Source organism: Aeromonas sp. sif2433 (genome assembly GCF_019218705.1).
GTDB lineage: Bacteria > Pseudomonadota > Gammaproteobacteria > Enterobacterales > Aeromonadaceae > Aeromonas > Aeromonas encheleia.
Genome location: NZ_JAHUXD010000003.1, coordinates 16,101 through 34,620, shown reverse-complemented (window position 1 = coordinate 34,620; position 18,520 = coordinate 16,101). Strand labels below are relative to the sequence as shown.

Below are 18,520 nucleotides of genomic sequence, written 5' to 3'. Positions count from 1 at the left end.
GTCACCATGAAGAAGATTGAAGCCATCATCAAACCGTTCAAGCTGGACGATGTGCGCGAGGCCCTGGCCGAGATCGGCATCAACGGCATGACAGTCTCAGAGGTCAAGGGCTTCGGCCGCCAGAAGGGGCACACCGAGCTCTATCGCGGCGCCGAATACATGGTGGATTTCCTGCCGAAGGTGAAGGTCGAGCTGGTGGTGCAAGACGAGGATCTCGATGCCTGCCTGGAAGCCATCCAGAACACCGCCCGCACCGGCAAGATCGGTGATGGCAAGATTTTTGTCTGTGAAGTGGAGCGGGTCATTCGTATCCGTACCGGCGAAGAGAACGAAGACGCAATTTGATGTGATGAATGAGCCTCGAAACGATGAAGAGAACCAAGATACCATCCCGCTGATGTGGACGCGTCTCATGGTGGTGGCAGGCCTGCTGATGGGTCTGACCGCCTGTAGTTCCAAGCCACCGGCCCAGCCGGAGAACCTGTGCCAGATCTTCAGCGAGAAGCCGGATTGGCACAAGGCGGCGCTGCGGATGAGCGAGCGCTGGGGGACACCGGTGCACGTGGTAATGGCCATGATGTATCAGGAGTCCTCCTTCGTACACGATGCCCGGCCGCCGATGGACTATTTCCTCTTCATCCCGACCGGGCGCGCCAGCTCGGCCTATGGCTATGCCCAGGTGAAGGATGAGACCTGGGATGACTATCAGCGGGAAAGTGGCAACGGCTGGAGCAATAGAGACGACTTTGCCGACGCCATCGATTTCATGGGCTGGTACACTAGCAAGGCGCAGCGGCTGAACGGCACCTCCAAGTGGGATGCCTATGGCCAGTATCTCAACTATCACGAAGGCTGGGGCGGCTACCGGCGTGGCAGCTACCGCAGCAAGGGATGGCTGATGAAGGTCTCCCGCAAGGTAGAGGTCCGCGCCCAGCGCTACGGCGCCCAGTACCGACAATGCAAGGATCGGCTCCCCAGCGGGGGCTGGTTCTCGTAACCAATCAGGAGTCAGAAATGCCGTTATTGGACAGTTTTACCGTCGACCATACCCGTATGGAGGCCCCTGCCGTGCGGGTGGCCAAGACCATGCAGACCCCGAGCAAGGACACCATCACGGTGTTCGATCTGCGCTTCTGCGTGCCGAACCAGGAGATCCTCTCCGAGCGCGGCATCCACACCCTGGAGCACCTGTTTGCCGGTTTCATGCGGGATCACCTGAACGGCAACGGGGTCGAGATTATCGACATCTCCCCCATGGGTTGCCGTACCGGCTTCTACATGAGCCTGATCGGCGCGCCGGACGAGGCGCGTGTGGGCGCTGCCTGGCAGGCCGCCATGAGCGATGTGCTGACCGTGCAGGATCAGGCCAAGATCCCCGAGCTGAACGAATATCAGTGCGGCACCTACAGCATGCACTCGCTGGAAGAGGCGCACGCCATCGCCCGTCACGTGCTGGAACGCGGCATCGGCGTCAACCATAACGACGAGCTGGCGCTGCCGGAAGATAAGCTGAAGAGCCTCTAAGCCGTTGGGTTGCAGAGATAAAAAGGCCGGTCAATGACCGGCCTTTTTGCTGCGCGCAGGCTCAGGAAGGGAGCGGCATCACCCGATTGCGACCGAGCTCCTTGGCCTTGTAGAGCAGCTTGTCGGTGCGCTCGACCAGGGCATCCGCCGTCTCCTGCCCCTGGTGTTCACCCACCCCGAACGAGGCGGTGATGTGATCGATGCGGCGGCCAGACTTGCGATCCAGGATCGACATCTTCTCGATGGCCCGGCGCAGGCTCTCCGCCATCTGCCGGGTCAGCGCCAGGGAGCGGCGTGGCGCCAGCAGCGCAAACTCCTCCCCCCCGAGTCGGTAGGCGGTGATCCCTTCCTTGCTGGCTTCCCGCAGCCGCTTGCCGAAGATGCGCAGCACCTGATCCCCCAGCAGGTGGCCATATTCGTCGTTGAAGCTCTTGAAACGATCGATGTCGACCAGGATCAGCGAGAACGGCTGACGGGTGCGGATCAGACACTCCATCTCCAGATCGAAGGCGCGGCGATTGAGCAGGTTGGTGAGGGCGTCCTCGGTGGCCAGCTTGCGGGTCTCGCTCAGGGCCTCCTTCAGCTCCTTGATCTCCTTCTCGGCGCTGCTGAGCTGACTGCGAAAGTGCATGGTGGACATGCGCACGTCCCGCGACTCGCGCACCAGCTCCCGCAGTATGCCCATGGTGTCTTCCAGGCTCAGCCCCTCGTCATCGATGAGGCTCAGCCTGTCGAAGCTCTTGTCGAGCATCGCCTGAAACTGGCCGGTGTCGACCAGCGCATCCTGCATGGAGTGTCCCAGCTCGTTGGCCATGGCGGCCAGATTGAGCTTCATGGCCTCCATCTGCTGCTCATCCTGGCTGGCGAGGTGCTGATGGTAGAGGCGCTCGCAGGTGGTGAGGGAGCAGGTGCCCTGCAGCTTGACCGCCTGATCGATGGCGCTGTTCAGCTCGGGCATGTCGCCGGAGACGTAGTTGTACCAGAGGTGGTAATTGTTCGGGGTGGTAGGAATCTGATACTTGATCATCAGGGGGACCGCCTGTTTCAAATAGGCGGCAGATTGGGCGAACGAGTCCTTGCTCATGAGTTCCGAGTCTCACATACCTGCAAACTGCGGCCAGTATGACAGAGAGATTGGCCAAAAGGCAGTCGATGGATGCCATTAGCTCCCCCCTTCGATATAATGTCTTCATTATTACCTACCCTAAGGCCTGCTTATGTCTCAAAAAGATCCTTTCCTCCAACGCGAGGCCGAAAAATACGAAAACCCCATCGCCAGCCGCGAGATGCTGCTGGAGCTCATCAAGGGCCATGAGAAACCCATGTCCCGGGAAGAGTTGGCCAAGGCCCTCAAGCTGACCGAAGAAGAGCCGCTGGAGGCCTTGCGCCGTCGTCTGCGCGCCATGGAGCGCGATGGGCAGCTCGTGTTCACCAGGAACCAATGTTACGCCCTGCCGGATCGTCTGAATCTGGTGAAAGGCTATGTGCTCGGCCATAAAGATGGATTCGGTTTTCTGCGCCCCGAGGGTGGTGGATCGGATCTCTTCCTGAACAACCGTGAGATGCAGCGCCTGATGCACGGCGACTACGTGCTGGTACAGCCGACCGAGATCGATCGCAAGGGCCGGCAGGAGGCCAGACTGGTGCGCCTGCTCAAGCCCCGCGAGGCTGACATCGTCGGCCGCTACTTCGTCGAGAACGGGGTCGGCTTCGTGGTGCCGGATGACAGCCGCATCGGCCAGGACATCCTCATCCCCGAAGGGGAGAACAAGGGTGCCCGCCAGAGCCAGGTCGTGGTCGTTCGCATCACCCAGCGCGCCACCTCCCGCATCAATTCGGTCGGTACCGTGCTGGACGTGCTGGGCGAGAACATGGCGCCGGGCATGGAGATCGAGATCGCCCTGCGTACCCACGGCATCCCGCACACCTGGCCGGAAGAGGTGACCAAAGAGGTCGCAGGTCTGGGCGAACAGGTGCCGGAGAAGGCCAAAGAGGGTCGTATCGACCTGCGTGCCCTGCCGCTGGTCACCATAGACGGGGAAGATGCGCGTGACTTCGATGACGCCGTCTTCTGTGAAGCCAAGCGCGGTGGCGGCTGGCGCCTGTGGGTGGCCATCGCGGATGTCTCCTCCTACGTGAAGCCCGGCACTGCGCTGGATGCCGAAGCCTATCAGCGCGGCAACTCCGTCTATTTCCCCGAGTTCGTGGTGCCCATGCTGCCGGAGGTGCTCTCCAACGGCCTCTGCTCCCTGAACCCGCAGGTCGACCGGCTGTGCATGGTGTGCGAGATGACCATCTCCGCCGCCGGCCGCATGTCCGGTTACAAGTTCTACGAAGCGGTGATGAATTCCCACGCGCGCATGACCTACAGCAAGGTGGCGGCGATCCTGGATGGCGAGCCCAAGCTGCGTCAGCAGTACGAGCCGCTGGTGGGCCACATCGAGGAGCTCAACAACCTCTACAAGGCGCTCAAGCACGCCCGTCACCAGCGTGGCGCCGTGGAATTCGAGAGCGAAGAGACCCGCTTCATCTTCAACGCCCAGCGCAAGATCGACCAGATAGTGCCGCTGGTGCGCAACGATGCCCACAAGATCATCGAAGAGTGCATGATCCAGGCGAACGTGGCCGCGGCCCGTTACATCGAGAAGAACGAAGCCTTTGCCCTGTTCCGGGTGCACGATCGTCCGGGCGAAGAGCGCCTGACCGGTTTCCGTGACTTCCTGGCCGAACTGGGTCTGGAGCTCAAGGGGGGTCTCGAGCCCGAGCCGAAGGACTTCGCCGAGCTGGCCGCCAAGTTTGAGGGGCGTCCGGATGCCGAGCTGCTCTCCACCATGTTGCTGCGCTCCATGCGCCAGGCGGTCTATCAGGCCGACAACATAGGTCACTTCGGTCTGGCCCTGAAGTCCTACGCCCACTTCACCTCGCCGATCCGCCGCTATCCGGATCTCATCCTGCACCGCGCCATCAAGTACCAGACGGCCAAGGAGCAGCAGGGCAACCTGCGCCATAAGTGGACCCCGAGCGGGGGTTATCACTACCAGCTGGAAGAAGTGGATCCCATGGGCGAGCACTGCTCCATGACCGAGCGCCGTGCCGACGATGCGACCCGCGACGTGGCCGACTGGCTCAAGTGTGAGTACATGCTGGATCACGTGGGTGACGAGTTCGATGGCGTCATCGCCAGCGTCACCGGCTTCGGTTTCTTCGTGCGGCTGGCGGATATCCACATCGACGGTCTGGTGCACGTCAGCACCCTCACCAACGACTACTACCAGTTTGATCCCCTGCACATGCAGCTGATCGGCGAGAACTTCCGCCGTCGCTACCGCCTGGGTGACAAGGTACGCGTCAAGGTGATGGGCGTGAACCTGGACGATCGCAAGATCGACTTCGTGATGGTGGAAGCGCCACTCACCGGCAAGGATGGCAAAGAGGTAGTGCGCAAGCCCGCCAAGGGTGGTCAGCGTCACGATAAACGCAAAGAGAGCAAGGATAGCGGCAAATCCGACAAGGGTGGCCGTGCCAAGCCCAGCAACAGACGACCGAGCAAGAAGGCTCGCGAAAAGACCAAGAGCACTAAATGAGTACAGAACTGATCTACGGCATTCACGCTGTATCCGCGCTGCTGGAGCGCACCCCGGAGCGCTTCATCGAGGTGTGGGCCCTCAAGGGCCGTGAAGACGACAGGTTGCAGCCCCTGCTGGACGAGCTGGAAGCGCTCGGCCTCAAGGTGCAGAGCGTGAACCGCAAGACGCTCGATGATAAAGCCGAGGGCAACAATCACCAGGGCATCATGGCCAAGGTGATAGAGGCGCCCAAGCTGGCCGAGCACGATCTGGCCAGCCTGCTGGACAGCCTGGCCTCGCGACAAGCCCAGCCTTTCCTGCTGGTGCTGGACGGGGTGACTGACCCGCACAACCTCGGCGCCTGCCTGCGCAGCGCCGATGCGGCGGGGGTCCATGCGGTCATAGTGCCGCGGGACAAGGCCACCGGCCTGACCTCCGTGGTGCGCAAGGTCGCCTGTGGCGCCGCCGAAGTGGTGCCGCTGATCCAGGTCACCAACCTGGCCCGCAGCCTGCGCGAGTTGCAGGAGCGCGGCGTTTGGCTGGTCGGCACCGCCGGCGAGGCGGATCACGATCTCTATCAGGCCAAACTGACCGGCCCGATGGCGCTGGTGATGGGTGCCGAGGGCAAGGGCATGCGTCGCCTGACGCGCGAGCACTGCGACGAGCTGGTGAGCATCCCGATGGCCGGGGCTGTCTCCAGCCTCAACGTCTCGGTGGCGGCGGGCGTCTGCCTGTTCGAAGCCGTGCGTCAGCGCCGCGCCTGAGCCAAGGGTGATGGACAGACCCCCGTTTAGCCGGGATCGGGTCACAGATGAGCAGGAGGCCACGCGCCTCCTCTCTTTTGCCCGCTCCTTGACGCTCGCCCCCCGAGCCTGCCTCTGGCACGCCGGTGACAGCCCGGATCTGCTGGTCAGGGTGGAGCAGGGCTTGCTGCGGGCCAAGGTGGTGCTGGCGGATGGGCGCGAGTACATCAAGGAGTTCTACTGGGAGGGGGACGAGTTCATCGACTTCCACCACCTGCTCAGTGGCGAGCCCGCCCGCTACAGCGTGGAGGCGCTGGAGCCCTGCCGGCTGCAACTGTTCGCCCTGGCCGATCTGCGCCAGCTCAGCTGCTGGCCCGCCTGGTATCAGCACCTGCTGGCGGTGCAGCTGCGCATCAAGGAGGAGAAGGAATTGTTGCTGCTGACCGAGAGCCCCCAGGCCCGCTACCAGCACTTCCTGCAGAGCTTCCCGGCCCTTGATGCCAGGGTGCCGGATCACCAGATCGCCGCCTATCTCGGCATCAGCCCCATCAGCCTCAGCCGCATTCGCAAGCGGCTTAAAAGTCTTAACAAAGGTTAATGCCGGTCTGGCTGCGCTCCCCTATGCTGGCGGGCCTAATCGATAAGGAGTTGCCGATGAACTGGAGTCTCAAGGCCTGGTCCGAGCTGACCACGGACGAACTGTATGATCTGCTGGCCCTGCGGGCCGAAGTCTTCGTGGTGGAGCAGACTTGCCCTTTCCAGGATCTGGATGGGCTGGATCGCCGCGAAGGGGTGCTGCACCTGCTGGGCTACGAGGGCCGGCACCTGGCGGCCTATAGCCGGATTATGGCGCCTGGCATAGGTGACGAGCATGGCTGCGCCATCGGCCGGGTGGTCACCTCGCCCCAGTCGCGGGGTGGCGGCCTGGGTCACCGGTTGCTGGCGGAGGCCGTCAGGGGCTGCGAGGCCGGCTGGCCGGGTCACTCCATCTGGCTCGGCGCCCAGGCACACCTGCAAGGCTTCTACGGTCAACACGGTTTCGTGGCGGAAGGGGAAGGCTATCTCGAAGACGACATCCCCCACATGGGCATGCGCAAAACGGCGGTCTGAGCCCGGGCCTGGATGTCGGGCAAGGGGCGCCAGTTTGAGATGGCTCCCACACTGCCGTGATACAAACGGATATGATCGGTCCCCCATCCTGACTGGAACGTTGTCGTGACCCCCACCCTCTTTGCGGCCATCCTGCTGGCCGCCCTGTTACACGCCCTCTGGAATGCGCTGGCCAAGCGCCAGGCCGAGGGGCGGGTCAGCGTCTTGCTGGTCTCTCTCTGCTCCGGCCTCTTTGCCGCGCCCTTCCTGCCCCTGGTGGGATGGCCGGCCGCCGCCGAATATCCCTGGCTGGCGCTCTCCATCCTGCTGCACTGCGGTTATTGCCTGTTCCTCGGCCGGGCCTACCGGCTCGGTGAGTTCGGCCAGATCTATCCGCTGGCCCGTGGCAGTGCACCCCTGCTAACCCTGTCGCTGGGGGCGCTGCTGTTGGGGGAGGTCCCCGGTGGGCTGGCGGTGGCGGGCGCCCTGGTTCTGGTGAGCGGGGTGCTGTTGATGGCCTGGCGCGGTGGCATCAGGCTGGCGCCTGCGGCCCTGAGTGCCGTGCTGATCACGGCGTTGTTCACGGCCGCCTATACCCTCTCCGATGGGGCGGGCGCCCGCTCGGCCGGCGCGCCGGTGCGCTACACCCTCTGGCTGTTCACCCTCACCGCGCTGGTGATGCCGCTGCTGATGCGCTGGCAGAGTCGCACCGCCTGGCGGGATCTGGATGCCGCGGCCTGGTATACAGGCGCGCTCGGCGGCGCCTTGTCACTGCTGGCCTACGGCATTGTCATCTGGGCCATGACCCAGGCACCCATCGGGCTGGTGGCGGCGCTGCGCGAGAGCAGCGTGCTGTTTGCGGTGCTGCTCTCCTGGAGCTGGCTGGGGGAGAAACTGGGCCGGGTCAGGTTGATGGCGGCGCTGGTGATCCTGTGCGGTATCCTGCTGATCCGGATCGGCTGAAGAGGGTCAGGCCGGGGACGCCCGGCCTGAGAGTGGACTTAAGGGGTGACCCGGCTGATCAGGCTGAAGCCTTCATCGGCGAGGCTCAGTTGCACGCTGACCCGGCCCAGCGTGGCCAGGCTGTCGACGTGGGTGCCACCGCAGGGGATGGTCAGCTCCTGCCCCTCCAGGGTGCAGTGCCAATAGCGGGAGTCGATGATGGCCTCACCGGCGCGGGAGCGGCGAATGTCGCCGCCCTCCGCCAGCCAGCTGAGCAGCTGGGCGTTGATCTCCTGCTCGATGGCGGGCAGGGCCGCCAGCAGCTCGGCCGCCATCACCCCCTTCTTGCGCAGGCTCTTGCCGATGCGATACAGCTCCTGCGAGCCTCTGGGCTCGACCCGCGAGGTCTGGATGGCGAGCCGGTCAAAATCGGGCTGGCCGAGGGCGTCCCGCTCGCTCGGCTCCTTGCGCCAGTAAGTGGTCAGCACCCGGTTGAGGGCCAGCGCCGCCAGATGGCAGCCACTATGGCCCAGGCTCAGGGCACGGCGGGCATCGGCATCTACCTGCAACTCGACGTGGGTTCCCACGGCCAGCTCATGCCTGCCCGTCAGCGGGTGCACCACCACGAAGGCCCAGCCCTCGGCCCCCCGTTTGACCGGGATATCCTGATCCACGAACAGCTCGCCGTCCGGGCTGATGGAGCCCATGCGGCAGGGGCCCACGCCGGCTTCGCCACTATCCCAGCAAACCCTGCCCACATCGCCCGGTTGATCGGGCCAGAGATGGCTCTGGGGATGGAAGGGGGTCAGGTCGGTGACCAGCAGGGTCGGCTCGCCGGCCTGGCAATAGACTACCCTGGCCTGCTCTTGGTGATGGCTCAGCACGAAGCTGGCTCGGCTATGTTCCATGGATGGCTCCCGCGCGTTGCGAATGAAGAGAGAGCCGCAGCATACGCCAAAGCGGGGACAGGCTCATTAACCTGGGTTAATGAGCCTGTATGAATGCTGCCAATTGGGTCAGAGCATGGAGACCAGCAGATAGGCATTGAGGCCGATCACCAGGGCGACGATGAGTCGCCCCAGCGCCTGAGTCACCGGATGATTGCGATGCTGGCCCATCAGGGCGCGATCCCCGGTCAGCATCAACAGCGGAATGAGTGCGAGCGCTATGCCGAAGCTCAGGATCACCTGGCTCAGCACCAGGATATCCGTGGTGTTGAGCCCCATGGCGATCACCACGAAGGCGGGGGCCATGGTGATGGCCCGACGCAACCAGAGTGGAATGGTGAAGCGCACGAAGCCCTGCATCACCACCTGTCCGGCCAGGGTTCCCACCACGGTGGAGGAGATGCCGGACGCGACCAGGGAGAGGCCGAACAGAGTGGCGGCCGCCTGTCCCAACAAGGGCGTGAGCGTCTGGTAGGCGGACTCCAGCTCGGCCACGGGCTGGTTGCCCACCCCGTGAAAGGCCGCGGCGGCCATGGCCATCATGGCCAGGTTGACGAAGCCGGCGATGGTCATGGCGATGGCGACGTCCACCCGGGTGCTGTGCAGCCGCTGGGGGACCGTGCCCCTGTCCTGGGTGTGCTGGGTCAGCGCCGAATGCAGATAGATGACGTGGGGCATGACGGTCGCCCCCAGCACGCCGGCGGCCAGATAGACGGCATCGCCGTTGGGCAGCCCGGGGAAGAGCGCGCCCTCCAGCAGGCTCGGCAGATGGGGGCGGGAGAAGACCAGCTCGACGATGTAAGCGGCGGCCACGAACAGCAGCAGGCCGCCCACCACGAACTCCAGCGGCTTCTGGCCGCGAGACTGCAGCATCAGGATGGCCCAGGTGACCACGGCGGTGATGCAGGCCCCCTCCAGCAGGGTGACGCCCAGCAGCAGCTTGAAGCCCACGGCGGCGCCGATGAACTCGGCGAGATCCGTGGCCATGGCGATGATCTCCGCCTGCACCCAGTAAGCCCAGACCGCGGGTCTGGGTAACTTGTCCCGGATGTGTTCCGCGAGGTTCTTGCCGGTGACTATGCCGAGCTTGGCGGAGAGGGTCTGCACCAGCATGGCCATCAGGTTGGCCCACACCACCACCCACAGCAGCTGATAACCAAAGGTGGAACCCGCCTGGATATTGGTGGCGAAGTTGCCCGGGTCTATATAGCCGATGGCGGCGATAAAGGCGGGCCCCAGCAGGGTCAGCTTGAATTTGCGGGCCGGGATGGCCGTGCTCAGGGCGGGTTGCATACTGTCATCCTCCATAGGATATGAGGATAGAATAGATCTAAATGATAATTGTTATCAATTGAAGTTTTGCATCAGGCTCATCGATAAAAACATCTGTCGACGCCAGTTGCAGTGAGAGAGGCGATTTCGTACAATACGCCGCCCTAGAAAGCAGTGTCTAAACACCACTATGTTCCTTGCCTCCGAGGTTTGGCTGCACCTGGGCGGAGGCTGAATTAATCCGTAAGGAGCTAAAATGCGTCATTACGAAATCGTCTTCATGGTTCATCCGGACCAGAGCGAGCAAGTACCTGGCATGATCGAGCGTTACACCGGCGCTATCACCACCGCTGGTGGTACCATTCATCGCATGGAAGATTGGGGCCGTCGTCAACTGGCTTACCCGATCGACAAGCTGCACAAGGCTCACTATGTTCTGATGAACGTAGAAGCAGAGCAGGCCGTTATCGACGAACTGGAAACCAACTTCCGCTTCAACGATGCCGTTATCCGCAACATGATCATGCGCACCAAGCACGCCGTGACTGAAGTTTCTCCTATGGCCAAGGCCAAGGAAGAGCGCTTCGTCCGTCGTGACGACGAGCGCCGCGAAGATGCTGTTGAAGCGTCTTCCGAAGAGTAATTCTTAGATCAACGCATTAGAGGATAAAGGCCATGGCACGTTATTTCCGTCGTCGTAAGTTCTGCCGCTTCACCGCCGAGAACGTTACCGAGATCGACTACAAAGATATCGTTACTCTGAAAAACTACGTCACTGAATCTGGCAAGATCGTACCGAGCCGTATCACCGGTACCCGCGCCAAGTATCAGCGTCAGCTGGCACGCGCCATCAAGCGTGCTCGTTACCTGGCTCTGCTGCCGTACACCGATCTGCACAACAAGTAAGAATCGGTCCGGCACTTAAGCCTAACTCCACATTTATAGAGGAAAGGTAATGCAAGTTATCCTGCTCGACAAAATCGCCAAACTGGGCGGTCTGGGTGATCAAGTCGCTGTTAAAGCTGGCTACGCCCGTAACTATCTGATCCCGCAAGGCAAAGCCGTTATGGCTACCAAGGCCAACATCGAGACCTTCGATGCTCGCCGTGCTGAACTGGAAGCCAAACTGGCTGCCGGTAAAGCTGCCGCTGAAGAGCGCGCTGCCAAGCTGGGTGAACTGGCTGCCGTTGTCATCGCCTCCAAGTCTGGCGACGAAGGTAAGCTGTTCGGTTCCATCGGTACCCGTGACGTGGCTGACGCCATCACTGCTGCCGGCGTTGCTGTTGCCAAGAGCGAGGTCCGCATGGGCAACGTTCTGCGTAACACCGGCGAGTACGAAGTTGTTGTTCAGCTGCACGCTGACGTCAAGGCAACCGTACAGATCCAGGTTGTTGCTCTGTAATAGCGATTCGCTTTGCAGAAAAAACCCGCGCACATGCGCGGGTTTTTTATTTCCAGATCAAGGGGTAGAGTAGGGTTCTGTTCCTCTGGAGGAGATCCTTATGGCTGCCTGGGTCGAAGGTCGGGTACTCGAGCGCATCGAGTGGACCCCCACCCTGTTCTCCCTGCGTGTGAAGGCGGATCTCGCCCCCTACAAGGCGGGGCAATTTACCAAGCTGGCCCTGCAACAGGGTGAGCGCCGCATCCAGCGGGCCTACTCCTTCGTCAATCCCCCCTCTGCCCCCTATCACGAGTTCTATCTGGTCGAGATCCCGGAGGGAGAGCTGACGCCGTCCCTTGGCTCGTTGCAATCGGGGGACTCGGTGCTGGTCCAATCCCAGGCGACCGGCTTCCTGACCCTGGATGAACTGCCCGCCGGGCGCGATCTCTGGCTGCTCTCCACCGGCACCGCCATCGGTCCCTTCCTGGCCATGCTGGCGGACGGTGAGGCCTTCGATCGCTTCGACAATCTGGTGCTGGTGCACGGAGTGAGGAAGGGGGAGGAGCTGAGTTATCGGTCGCTTATCGAGAGCTTTGCCGAGCGGCACGGGCCGCGCTTTCACTACGTCCCCTTCGTCAGCCGCGAGGAGTGGCCCGGTGCCATGACCGGCCGGATCCCGGCGGCCATCGGCGAGGGGCGCCTGCAGGCGCGGGTCGGGCTAGAGTTCTCTGCCGTACACAGCCAAGTGATGATATGCGGCAACCCCGCCATGGTGAAGGAGACCCAGCAGACACTGCTTGAGCTGGGGCTGGCCAAGAACCTGCGGCGGGCCCCCGGCAATATCAGTGCGGAAAATTACTGGTAGCAGACAGCATTCAGGGGCCATGGGCCCCTGAATCGTTATTTGTTTTTGCCTTTCCCGTTCCCATTTCCTTTCTCTTTGTATTTCACGCTGCCGCCATTGTCCCAGTCGTCCTTGTCGTGGCCCTTGCCCGGGTTGTTGCCGCTGTGGACGCTGCGGTTGTAATGGTCACGGTACTTGCTGTCCATCTTGTCACAGTCGATCTTGACCCGGTCGCTGCTGATGTTCAGGCAGTTGTTCTGCCACCAGCCATATTCCCTGTCATCCCAATCCAGATTGACCCGCACGTTGTCGGTCGAGATCTTGATGTCGTCGTTGTCGTAATTCTTGGGGGCGGCGATGGCTGCACCCTGAGCCAGGAACAGAGAGATCAGCAGTGTGGTGGTTTTGTTCATAATGGTCTCGATAACGGGGAAATATTCATCAGTGTATGTCTTTTAGCCCAACCTCGGCGGAACTGAGTAGAAAAGCACCAGCCATGGATTATGCCGAGCCGTGGCTCCCCGGGGCGGCAATTTGCCCAATTCGGTCGCGTTCTATTCACCTAGATGAGGATATGAAGGAATTCAAGTGATTCATCTTCATTCTGTGGCCTGGGCGACTATAATCGGCAGCCAACTTTTCCTCGGCACCACATCCTCTTCATCATGACTACACAGGCCACCGCCGCGCTGCGCTACCCCAAGGGGTGGTTCGCACTGACCACGGTTTACAGTTTTACCGGGTTGGCCATTCTGGCCTCCATCGTCTTCTCCCTGCTGCTGTTTCTCTCCATCGACGACAACCCGCTGATGAAGTGGCTGTTCGGCGGGCTGGCCATCATCTTCGAACTGGGCAAGTTTTACGTCTGGTACGAATACGGTGAGTGCAAGGCCCGGCGGGATCTCGGTGGCGCCTTCTGGTCGCTGCTGTTCTACAGCGTGCTGGCGGCCATCTCCATCGGTGGCAGCATAGGCGGCATCAACAGCGCCACCAACACCATACTGAGCCAGCAGGCGCGCCACGAGCGGGAAATTGCCCGCTTCGACGAGCAGATCGCCAGCATAGAGCGGCAGATCCAGCTCAACGAGGAGGCGGCTCGCAAGTACATAGAGATGGCGCGCATCTCCAGCGGCGTCAGTGGCTTGCAGCAGGCTAACACCAAGCTCAGGCTGAAGCAGGACGATCTGCGCCAGGAGCGGGATGCCAAGCCGCTCAACGAGCAATCCTCCATGCTGGGGCTGATGAGTAGCCTGGCGGACGGGGTGGGCATGAGCATCAGCCAGGTGCAGTTCCTGCTGGTCTGCTTCCTATCTGTGCTGTTGGATGCGTTCGGTGCCTTCTTCGTCAGCCTGATCGGGGAGGAGAACCGCTTCCGCCGCCAGTGGCTGTGGCAACGGCAGCGCGAGCACGCCGAGGCTGTGGCAGCATCCCCCGTCGAGCCGGTGGCGGTCGGCAAACCGGCCCCGGCCCCCGCCCTGGTGGAGCGGGTGCGGGCCGCGCTGGAGAGCGGTGAGCTCAAGTGCAGCAAGCGCCGGGTGGCCGAGGTGCTGGCCATGCCGCTGGAGGAGGTGGACAGGGTGTTCCAGCATCTGCTGGCCCAAGGGGTGTTGGGGCAGGGCAGCAACCGTCATTACCATCTCAATGCACCAGCCAGTTGAGCGCGAGGCCACCCCAGGGTGGCCTTCTCGTTGCTGGCCGCGCTGAAGGCTAGTGCGTCAGCACCATCATCAGGCTGAAGAAGGCGGCCAGGCCACCACCGATGCCGATGATCCAGTAAAACCCCTTGGCCCCCTGTTTGAGCGGGATGCGGAAGTAGAGCAACAAGGCCCACCACCCCAGCGCCAGCAACAGAGGAATAAGAAACATTCGAGCCATGGTGTCCTCGCTGTTATTCTGTGGATCCTTGATCAATCAACAGGATGGATTGTGCAATGACGCAGCTACAGATTACCGCATTCGGCGACCCCTCGGTACTTAAGCTCAACCCTTCGCTCGACAAGGTTCCCGCCGAGGGGGAGGTCCGGGTGCGCATCTGTTATGCCGGGGTCAATCCTATCGATGCCAAGACCCGGGCCGGTCTGGGCTGGGCGGCGGCCCAGAACAAGGACAAGCTGCCCTGGACGCCGGGTTATGACGTGGCGGGGGTGGTAGAGAAGGTCGGCCCGGGCGTCAGCACCCTGGCGGAGGGGGACAGGGTGTGCGGCATGGTCGGTTTCCCGCTGGCGGGCGGCGGCTATGCCGAGTCCATAGTGGTGAGCGAGGGGGAGCTGGTCCAGCTTGACGGCGTCAGCCTCAAGCAGGGGGCGGCGTTGCCGCTGGCCGGGCTCACCGCCTGGCAGGGGCTGCTTGAGCACGGCGCTCTCAAGGCGGGGCAGCGGGTGCTGATCCTGGCCGCCGCCGGCGGGGTGGGGCACCTGGCGGTGCAGTTCGCCAGCGCCTATGGCGCCGAGGTGGTGGTGACGGCCAGCAAGGAAAACCACGGCTTCCTGCATGGGATCGGGGCCAGCAAGATGGTGGATTACCACGATGCGGACTGGGTTGTGCAGGTTGGCCGCGTCGATCTGGTGCTGGATCTGATGGGCGGCGAGAGTGGCAAGGCGGCGCTCGCCTGCGTCGCCGAGGGTGGCCGCCTGGTGACGGTGCCGACTATAACTGCGCAGTCGATCAAGGATGCCGGCGCCGCCCTGGGGATCGCGGTGAGAGGCATGCTGGTGCATCCCGACAGCAAGCAGCTGGCCCAGATGCTGATCCTGTTGCGTCAGGGCGATGCCCACATCACCCTGGCTGGCGAGTTCGAGCTGGCGGAGGGGGCGCTGGCGCACCAGGCTCTCGAGAGCGGCCACACCCGTGGCAAGCTGGTGCTGCGGATGCCCGCCGCCGGGCGTTATCCTGGATGATGGAGACGCTGGAAACCGGGTTGGGCTGGCTGTTTCTCAGCGCCTTCACCTCGGCGACCCTGTTGCCCGGCAGCTCGGAAGTGCTGCTGGGGGTCATGGCAAACCAGGGACAGTGGAGCATGGCCAGCCTGCTGCTGTGGGCCACCCTCGGCAATACCTTAGGGTCAATGACCACCTGGTGGCTCGGCTGGCTTGCCACATACAAGAAAAAACCGGAAGATTTTCAAGGCCGTGGGGAACAAAAGGCGCTAGGTTGGCTCAAACAACATGGCCACTGGTGCCTGCTGCTGGCCTGGACGCCGGTGGTCGGTGACGGTCTCTGTCTGCTGGCCGGCTGGCTGCGTCTCTCGTTCTGGCGCTCTCTCATTCTGATCGGGCTGGGCAAATTGGTGCGCTATGTCCTGGTTTTTCTGTTGGCCAAACAGGTCTTCTAGCCGCTTCTCTTCACTCACGAGGTAACCGTGAACAAACTCATTCCATTAAGCATTCTTCTGGGCTTGGCCCTGCCGGTGCTGGCAGCCCCGACCCTGGTATCGGAACAGGTCAAGCAGGAGGGCAAGCTCGGCATCCCCTACCAGATGTACAAGCTGGATAACGGCCTGACCGTGATCCTGGCCCCCGACAAGTCCGATCCCCTGGTGCACCTCAACGTGACCTATCACGTGGGCTCGTCCCGCGAGACTGTGGGCAAGTCCGGCTTCGCCCACTTCTTCGAGCACATGATGTTCCAGGGCTCCAAGCACGTTGGCGATCAGGAGCACATGCGGATCATCAACGAGGCCGGTGGCGAGATGAACGGCACCACCAACAAGGATCGCACCAACTATTACGAAACCGTGCCAGCCAACCAACTGGAGAAGGTGCTGTGGCTGGAGGCGGATCGCATGGGCTTCCTGCTCGATGCGGTGAGCCAGAAGAAGTTCGAGATCCAGCGCGCCACCGTCAAGAACGAGCGCGCCCAGCGCATCGACAACCAGCCCTATGGTCTGGTGGGCGAGAAGGCGGGCGAGGCGCTCTATCCGCGCACTCATCCCTACTCCTGGCAGCCCATCGGCTACGTGGAGGATCTGGACCGGGTCGGGGTGGAGGATCTCAAGCAGTTCTTCCTGCGCTGGTATGGCCCGAACAACGCCACCCTGACCCTGGGGGGCGACTTCGACACCCAGCAGGCGCTGGCCTGGATCGAGAAGTACTTCGGCAGCATCCCCCGTGGCCCGGACGTGGCCGAGCCGACCCCGGAGCCGGTGACCCTGCCCGAGACCCGCTACGTCACCCTGGAAGACAAGGTGCACCTGCCGCTGCTCTACATCAGCTATCCGACGGTGGCGCTCGGGGATCCCCAGGAGCCGGCACTGGACATTTTTGCCGATGTGCTCGGCGGCTCCGCCAGCTCCATGCTCTACCAGTCGCTGGTCAAGACCGGCAAGGCCATCGAGGTGGGCGCCACCCACTCCTGTGAGGAGCTGGCCTGCACCCTGACGGTCTACGCCTATCCGAACCCGGCCCAGGATGGCAGCCTCAAGACGCTGAAAGGCGAGGTGGACAAGGTGATCGGCGACTTTGCCAGCCGCGGCCTCAAGCCCGAGGATCTCGAGAAGGCCATCAGCAGCTATCGCGCCGAGGCCATCTGGGGGCTGGACAGCATAGAGGGCAAGGTGAGCCAGCTCGCCCTGGGCCAGGTGCTGACCCAGGATCCGAACTATGTGTTCAAGAACCTGGACGCCATCAGCCAGGTGAACGCGCAGCAGGTCAAGGCCGCCTATGACAAGTTCATCGCGGGCAAACCCGCCGTGGTGCTGAGCGTGGTACCCAAGGGCAAGACGGATTGGCAGGCGGGTACGCCGAACTTCTCCCCCGCCAAGCGGGAGTTGCCGGATTACAGCCAGCACGGCGAGCCGCTGGCGCTGCGCCCGGTCAAGGACAGCTTCGATCGCAGCGTGGAGCCCAAGGCGAGCGAGGCGGTCAGCGTCAAGGTGCCGACCACCTGGCACGGCAAGCTGGACAAGGGCATCGAGATCATCGGTACCCAGAGTGACGAGATCCCCGCCGTCTCCATCATGATCGCCCTGCCGGGTGGCATGAGAGCCGAGGGCAAGGGGGAACTGGGGCTGGCCAGTCTCACCGCCGCCATGCTGGGGCAGGGAACGGTACGGCTGACCGAGGCCGAGCTCAGCGACGAGCTGCAAAAACTCGGCGCCAGCATCAGCGTCTCGACCGCCCAGTACAACAACCTCATCACCATCAGCAGCCTGACCGACAAGTTGCCGCAGACCCTGGATCTGGTGCGCGAGGTCTTGATGCGACCCGGGATGCGGGAGGCGGACTTCGAGCGGCTCAAGGCGCAGATGCTGCAAGGCATGAAGCAGAGCGAGCAGCAGCCGGAGTGGCTGGCGGGCCAGGCGTTCCGCGAGCTGGTGTACGGCAAACAGAACCGGCTCGGTCAACCGACCGAGGGGGTGCTGAAGGACGTCGAGAAGCTGACCCTGGCGGACGTGAAGCGCTTCTATCAGGACTACTACAATCCGACCAACGCCAGGGTGGTGGTGACCGGGGATGTGACCCAGCAGCAGATCGAGGAGCAGCTTGGCTTCCTGACCCAGTGGAAGGGGACCACTCCTGCCCTCGGCGATCTCAAGCTCAAGGGCGAGCAGGCCAAGCCGGGCATCTATCTGGTGGACAAGCCGGGGGCGCCCCAGTCGGTGATCCGCATCGGCCGTCGTGCCATGCCGTTTGACACCACGGGGGACTTCTTCGTCGCCAGCCTGATGAACTTCAATCTGGGGGGCAACTTCAACAGCCGCATCAACCTCAACCTGCGGGAAGACAAGGGCTACACCTATGGTGCCAGCTCGGGCTTCTCCGCCAACCGCGAGGCGGGTGTCTTCGCCACCGGTGCCAACGTGCGGACCGACGCGACCGTGGATGCCATCCGCCAGTTCCTGAAGGAGATGGACGGCTACCGCAAGAGCGGCCCGACCCCGGTGGAGCTGGCCTACATGCGCAGCGCCGTCTCCCAGCAGGATGCGCTCTCCTACGAAACCCTGGCGCAGAAGGCGATGTTCCTGCTGCAGATGATCATGTATGACCTGAAGCCGGACTATGTGCTGGCCCAGGGCAAGCTGATCAAAACGGTGTCGCCTGAGGCACTCAAGGCCAGCGCGGCCCGCTGGCTCGATCCGGCCGAGATGGTGATTGTGGTGGTGGGAGACAAGCAAAAGCTTGAAAAAACCCTGTCGGAGCTTCATCTTCCCATCTATCCGCTGCAGCTGCCCTGAGGGCGCTTCACAAAATGAGCGCCGCCCCGTTTGGGGCGGC

At 62.7% G+C, this 18,520-nt stretch carries 21 protein-coding genes; 16 read left to right on the top strand and 5 right to left on the bottom strand.

Features of this window, described 5'->3' with window-relative positions:
- Window positions 1–6 precede the first annotated feature (6 nt).
- The 3 genes from glnB to luxS are packed head-to-tail and all read left to right on the top strand — an operon-like array spanning window position 7 to window position 1,524.
- A complete protein-coding gene (gene glnB, locus KW825_RS05480; RefSeq protein ID WP_005308848.1) occupies window positions 7–345 on the top strand; it encodes a nitrogen regulatory protein P-II in 339 nt (112 codons plus the stop codon).
- A 52-nt stretch (window positions 346–397) separates the two neighbouring features.
- The gene (locus tag KW825_RS05475; protein WP_305730739.1) at window positions 398–997 is read left to right on the top strand and encodes a hypothetical protein; all 600 of its coding nucleotides are present in this window, start codon (window positions 398–400) and stop codon (window positions 995–997) included.
- Window positions 998–1,014: 17 nt separating this feature from the next.
- Window positions 1,015–1,524 carry an S-ribosylhomocysteine lyase gene (gene luxS / locus KW825_RS05470; RefSeq protein ID WP_218328573.1) on the top strand — a complete coding sequence of 170 codons (510 nt, stop codon included), beginning with the start codon at window positions 1,015–1,017 and terminating at the stop codon, window positions 1,522–1,524.
- A 61-nt stretch (window positions 1,525–1,585) separates the two neighbouring features.
- Here the strand turns inward: luxS and KW825_RS05465 are convergent, their stop codons facing one another.
- Complete coding sequence (locus tag KW825_RS05465; protein WP_218328571.1) at window positions 1,586–2,608, bottom strand: GGDEF domain-containing protein; 1,023 nt, start codon at window positions 2,606–2,608, stop codon at window positions 1,586–1,588.
- Between the two features lie 133 nt (window positions 2,609–2,741).
- On the opposite strand from KW825_RS05465, the gene rnr reads away from it, so the two are divergent.
- From rnr to KW825_RS05440, 5 genes are all read left to right on the top strand, one after another.
- Window positions 2,742–5,108 carry a ribonuclease R gene (rnr, locus tag KW825_RS05460; RefSeq protein WP_218328569.1) on the top strand — a complete coding sequence of 789 codons (2,367 nt, stop codon included), beginning with the start codon at window positions 2,742–2,744 and terminating at the stop codon, window positions 5,106–5,108.
- Window positions 5,105–5,854 (top strand): 23S rRNA (guanosine(2251)-2'-O)-methyltransferase RlmB, encoded by a 750-nt coding sequence (rlmB, locus tag KW825_RS05455; protein WP_218291200.1) that lies wholly within the window; start codon window positions 5,105–5,107, stop codon window positions 5,852–5,854. Before rnr ends, rlmB begins: the two co-directional genes overlap by 4 nt.
- A 10-nt stretch (window positions 5,855–5,864) precedes the next feature.
- Window positions 5,865–6,431: a Crp/Fnr family transcriptional regulator gene (locus tag KW825_RS05450; RefSeq protein WP_218328567.1), complete on the top strand. Its 567-nt coding sequence runs from the start codon at window positions 5,865–5,867 to the stop codon at window positions 6,429–6,431.
- A 56-nt stretch (window positions 6,432–6,487) separates the two neighbouring features.
- Window positions 6,488–6,943 (top strand): GNAT family N-acetyltransferase, encoded by a 456-nt coding sequence (locus tag KW825_RS05445; RefSeq protein WP_042652150.1) that lies wholly within the window; start codon window positions 6,488–6,490, stop codon window positions 6,941–6,943.
- Window positions 6,944–7,048: 105 nt separating this feature from the next.
- The gene (locus KW825_RS05440; RefSeq protein WP_218328563.1) at window positions 7,049–7,885 is read left to right on the top strand and encodes a DMT family transporter; all 837 of its coding nucleotides are present in this window, start codon (window positions 7,049–7,051) and stop codon (window positions 7,883–7,885) included.
- 38 nt (window positions 7,886–7,923) lie between these two features.
- Here KW825_RS05440 and KW825_RS05435 read toward each other — a convergent pair whose 3' ends face one another.
- Together KW825_RS05435 and KW825_RS05430 are read right to left on the bottom strand one after the other, a co-directional pair.
- Window positions 7,924–8,772: a hypothetical protein gene (locus tag KW825_RS05435; RefSeq protein WP_218328561.1), complete on the bottom strand. Its 849-nt coding sequence runs from the start codon at window positions 8,770–8,772 to the stop codon at window positions 7,924–7,926.
- Window positions 8,773–8,880: 108 nt separating this feature from the next.
- Window positions 8,881–10,104 carry an Nramp family divalent metal transporter gene (locus tag KW825_RS05430; RefSeq protein WP_218328560.1) on the bottom strand — a complete coding sequence of 408 codons (1,224 nt, stop codon included), beginning with the start codon at window positions 10,102–10,104 and terminating at the stop codon, window positions 8,881–8,883.
- A 235-nt stretch (window positions 10,105–10,339) separates the two neighbouring features.
- On the opposite strand from KW825_RS05430, the gene rpsF reads away from it, so the two are divergent.
- From rpsF to KW825_RS05410, 4 genes are all read left to right on the top strand, one after another.
- Entirely contained in the window at window positions 10,340–10,726 is a 387-nt protein-coding gene (gene rpsF, locus KW825_RS05425; protein WP_042652154.1) for a 30S ribosomal protein S6, read from the top strand.
- 32 nt (window positions 10,727–10,758) lie between these two features.
- Window positions 10,759–10,989, top strand: a complete 231-nt coding sequence (gene rpsR / locus KW825_RS05420; protein WP_005313392.1) for a 30S ribosomal protein S18 — start codon at window positions 10,759–10,761, stop codon at window positions 10,987–10,989.
- Window positions 10,990–11,038: 49 nt separating this feature from the next.
- A complete protein-coding gene (gene rplI, locus KW825_RS05415; RefSeq protein ID WP_042011812.1) occupies window positions 11,039–11,485 on the top strand; it encodes a 50S ribosomal protein L9 in 447 nt (148 codons plus the stop codon).
- A 100-nt stretch (window positions 11,486–11,585) separates the two neighbouring features.
- A complete protein-coding gene (locus tag KW825_RS05410; RefSeq protein WP_218328558.1) occupies window positions 11,586–12,329 on the top strand; it encodes a ferredoxin--NADP reductase in 744 nt (247 codons plus the stop codon).
- Window positions 12,330–12,364: 35 nt separating this feature from the next.
- Here KW825_RS05410 and KW825_RS05405 read toward each other — a convergent pair whose 3' ends face one another.
- Window positions 12,365–12,721, bottom strand: a complete 357-nt coding sequence (locus KW825_RS05405) for a hypothetical protein (protein ID WP_218328557.1) — start codon at window positions 12,719–12,721, stop codon at window positions 12,365–12,367.
- A 252-nt stretch (window positions 12,722–12,973) separates the two neighbouring features.
- Here KW825_RS05405 and KW825_RS05400 point away from each other — a divergent pair, with 252 nt between their 5' ends.
- A complete protein-coding gene (locus KW825_RS05400) occupies window positions 12,974–13,966 on the top strand; it encodes a Preprotein translocase subunit SecY (protein ID WP_218328556.1) in 993 nt (330 codons plus the stop codon).
- 49 nt (window positions 13,967–14,015) lie between these two features.
- Here KW825_RS05400 and KW825_RS05395 read toward each other — a convergent pair whose 3' ends face one another.
- Window positions 14,016–14,174, bottom strand: coding sequence for a hypothetical protein (locus KW825_RS05395; protein ID WP_170175991.1), 159 nt, complete (start codon window positions 14,172–14,174; stop codon window positions 14,016–14,018).
- Window positions 14,175–14,239: 65 nt separating this feature from the next.
- Here KW825_RS05395 and KW825_RS05390 point away from each other — a divergent pair, with 65 nt between their 5' ends.
- Genes KW825_RS05390 through KW825_RS05380 form a run of 3 tightly spaced genes read left to right on the top strand, consistent with a single transcriptional unit; the run spans window position 14,240 to window position 18,480 of the window.
- Complete coding sequence (locus KW825_RS05390; RefSeq protein WP_371315780.1) at window positions 14,240–15,205, top strand: NADP-dependent oxidoreductase; 966 nt, start codon at window positions 14,240–14,242, stop codon at window positions 15,203–15,205.
- Window positions 15,202–15,639 (top strand): YqaA family protein, encoded by a 438-nt coding sequence (locus KW825_RS05385; protein WP_218328546.1) that lies wholly within the window; start codon window positions 15,202–15,204, stop codon window positions 15,637–15,639. Before KW825_RS05390 ends, KW825_RS05385 begins: the two co-directional genes overlap by 4 nt.
- 27 nt (window positions 15,640–15,666) lie before the next feature.
- Window positions 15,667–18,480 carry a pitrilysin family protein gene (locus tag KW825_RS05380; protein ID WP_218328545.1) on the top strand — a complete coding sequence of 938 codons (2,814 nt, stop codon included), beginning with the start codon at window positions 15,667–15,669 and terminating at the stop codon, window positions 18,478–18,480.
- Window positions 18,481–18,520 lie beyond the last annotated feature (40 nt).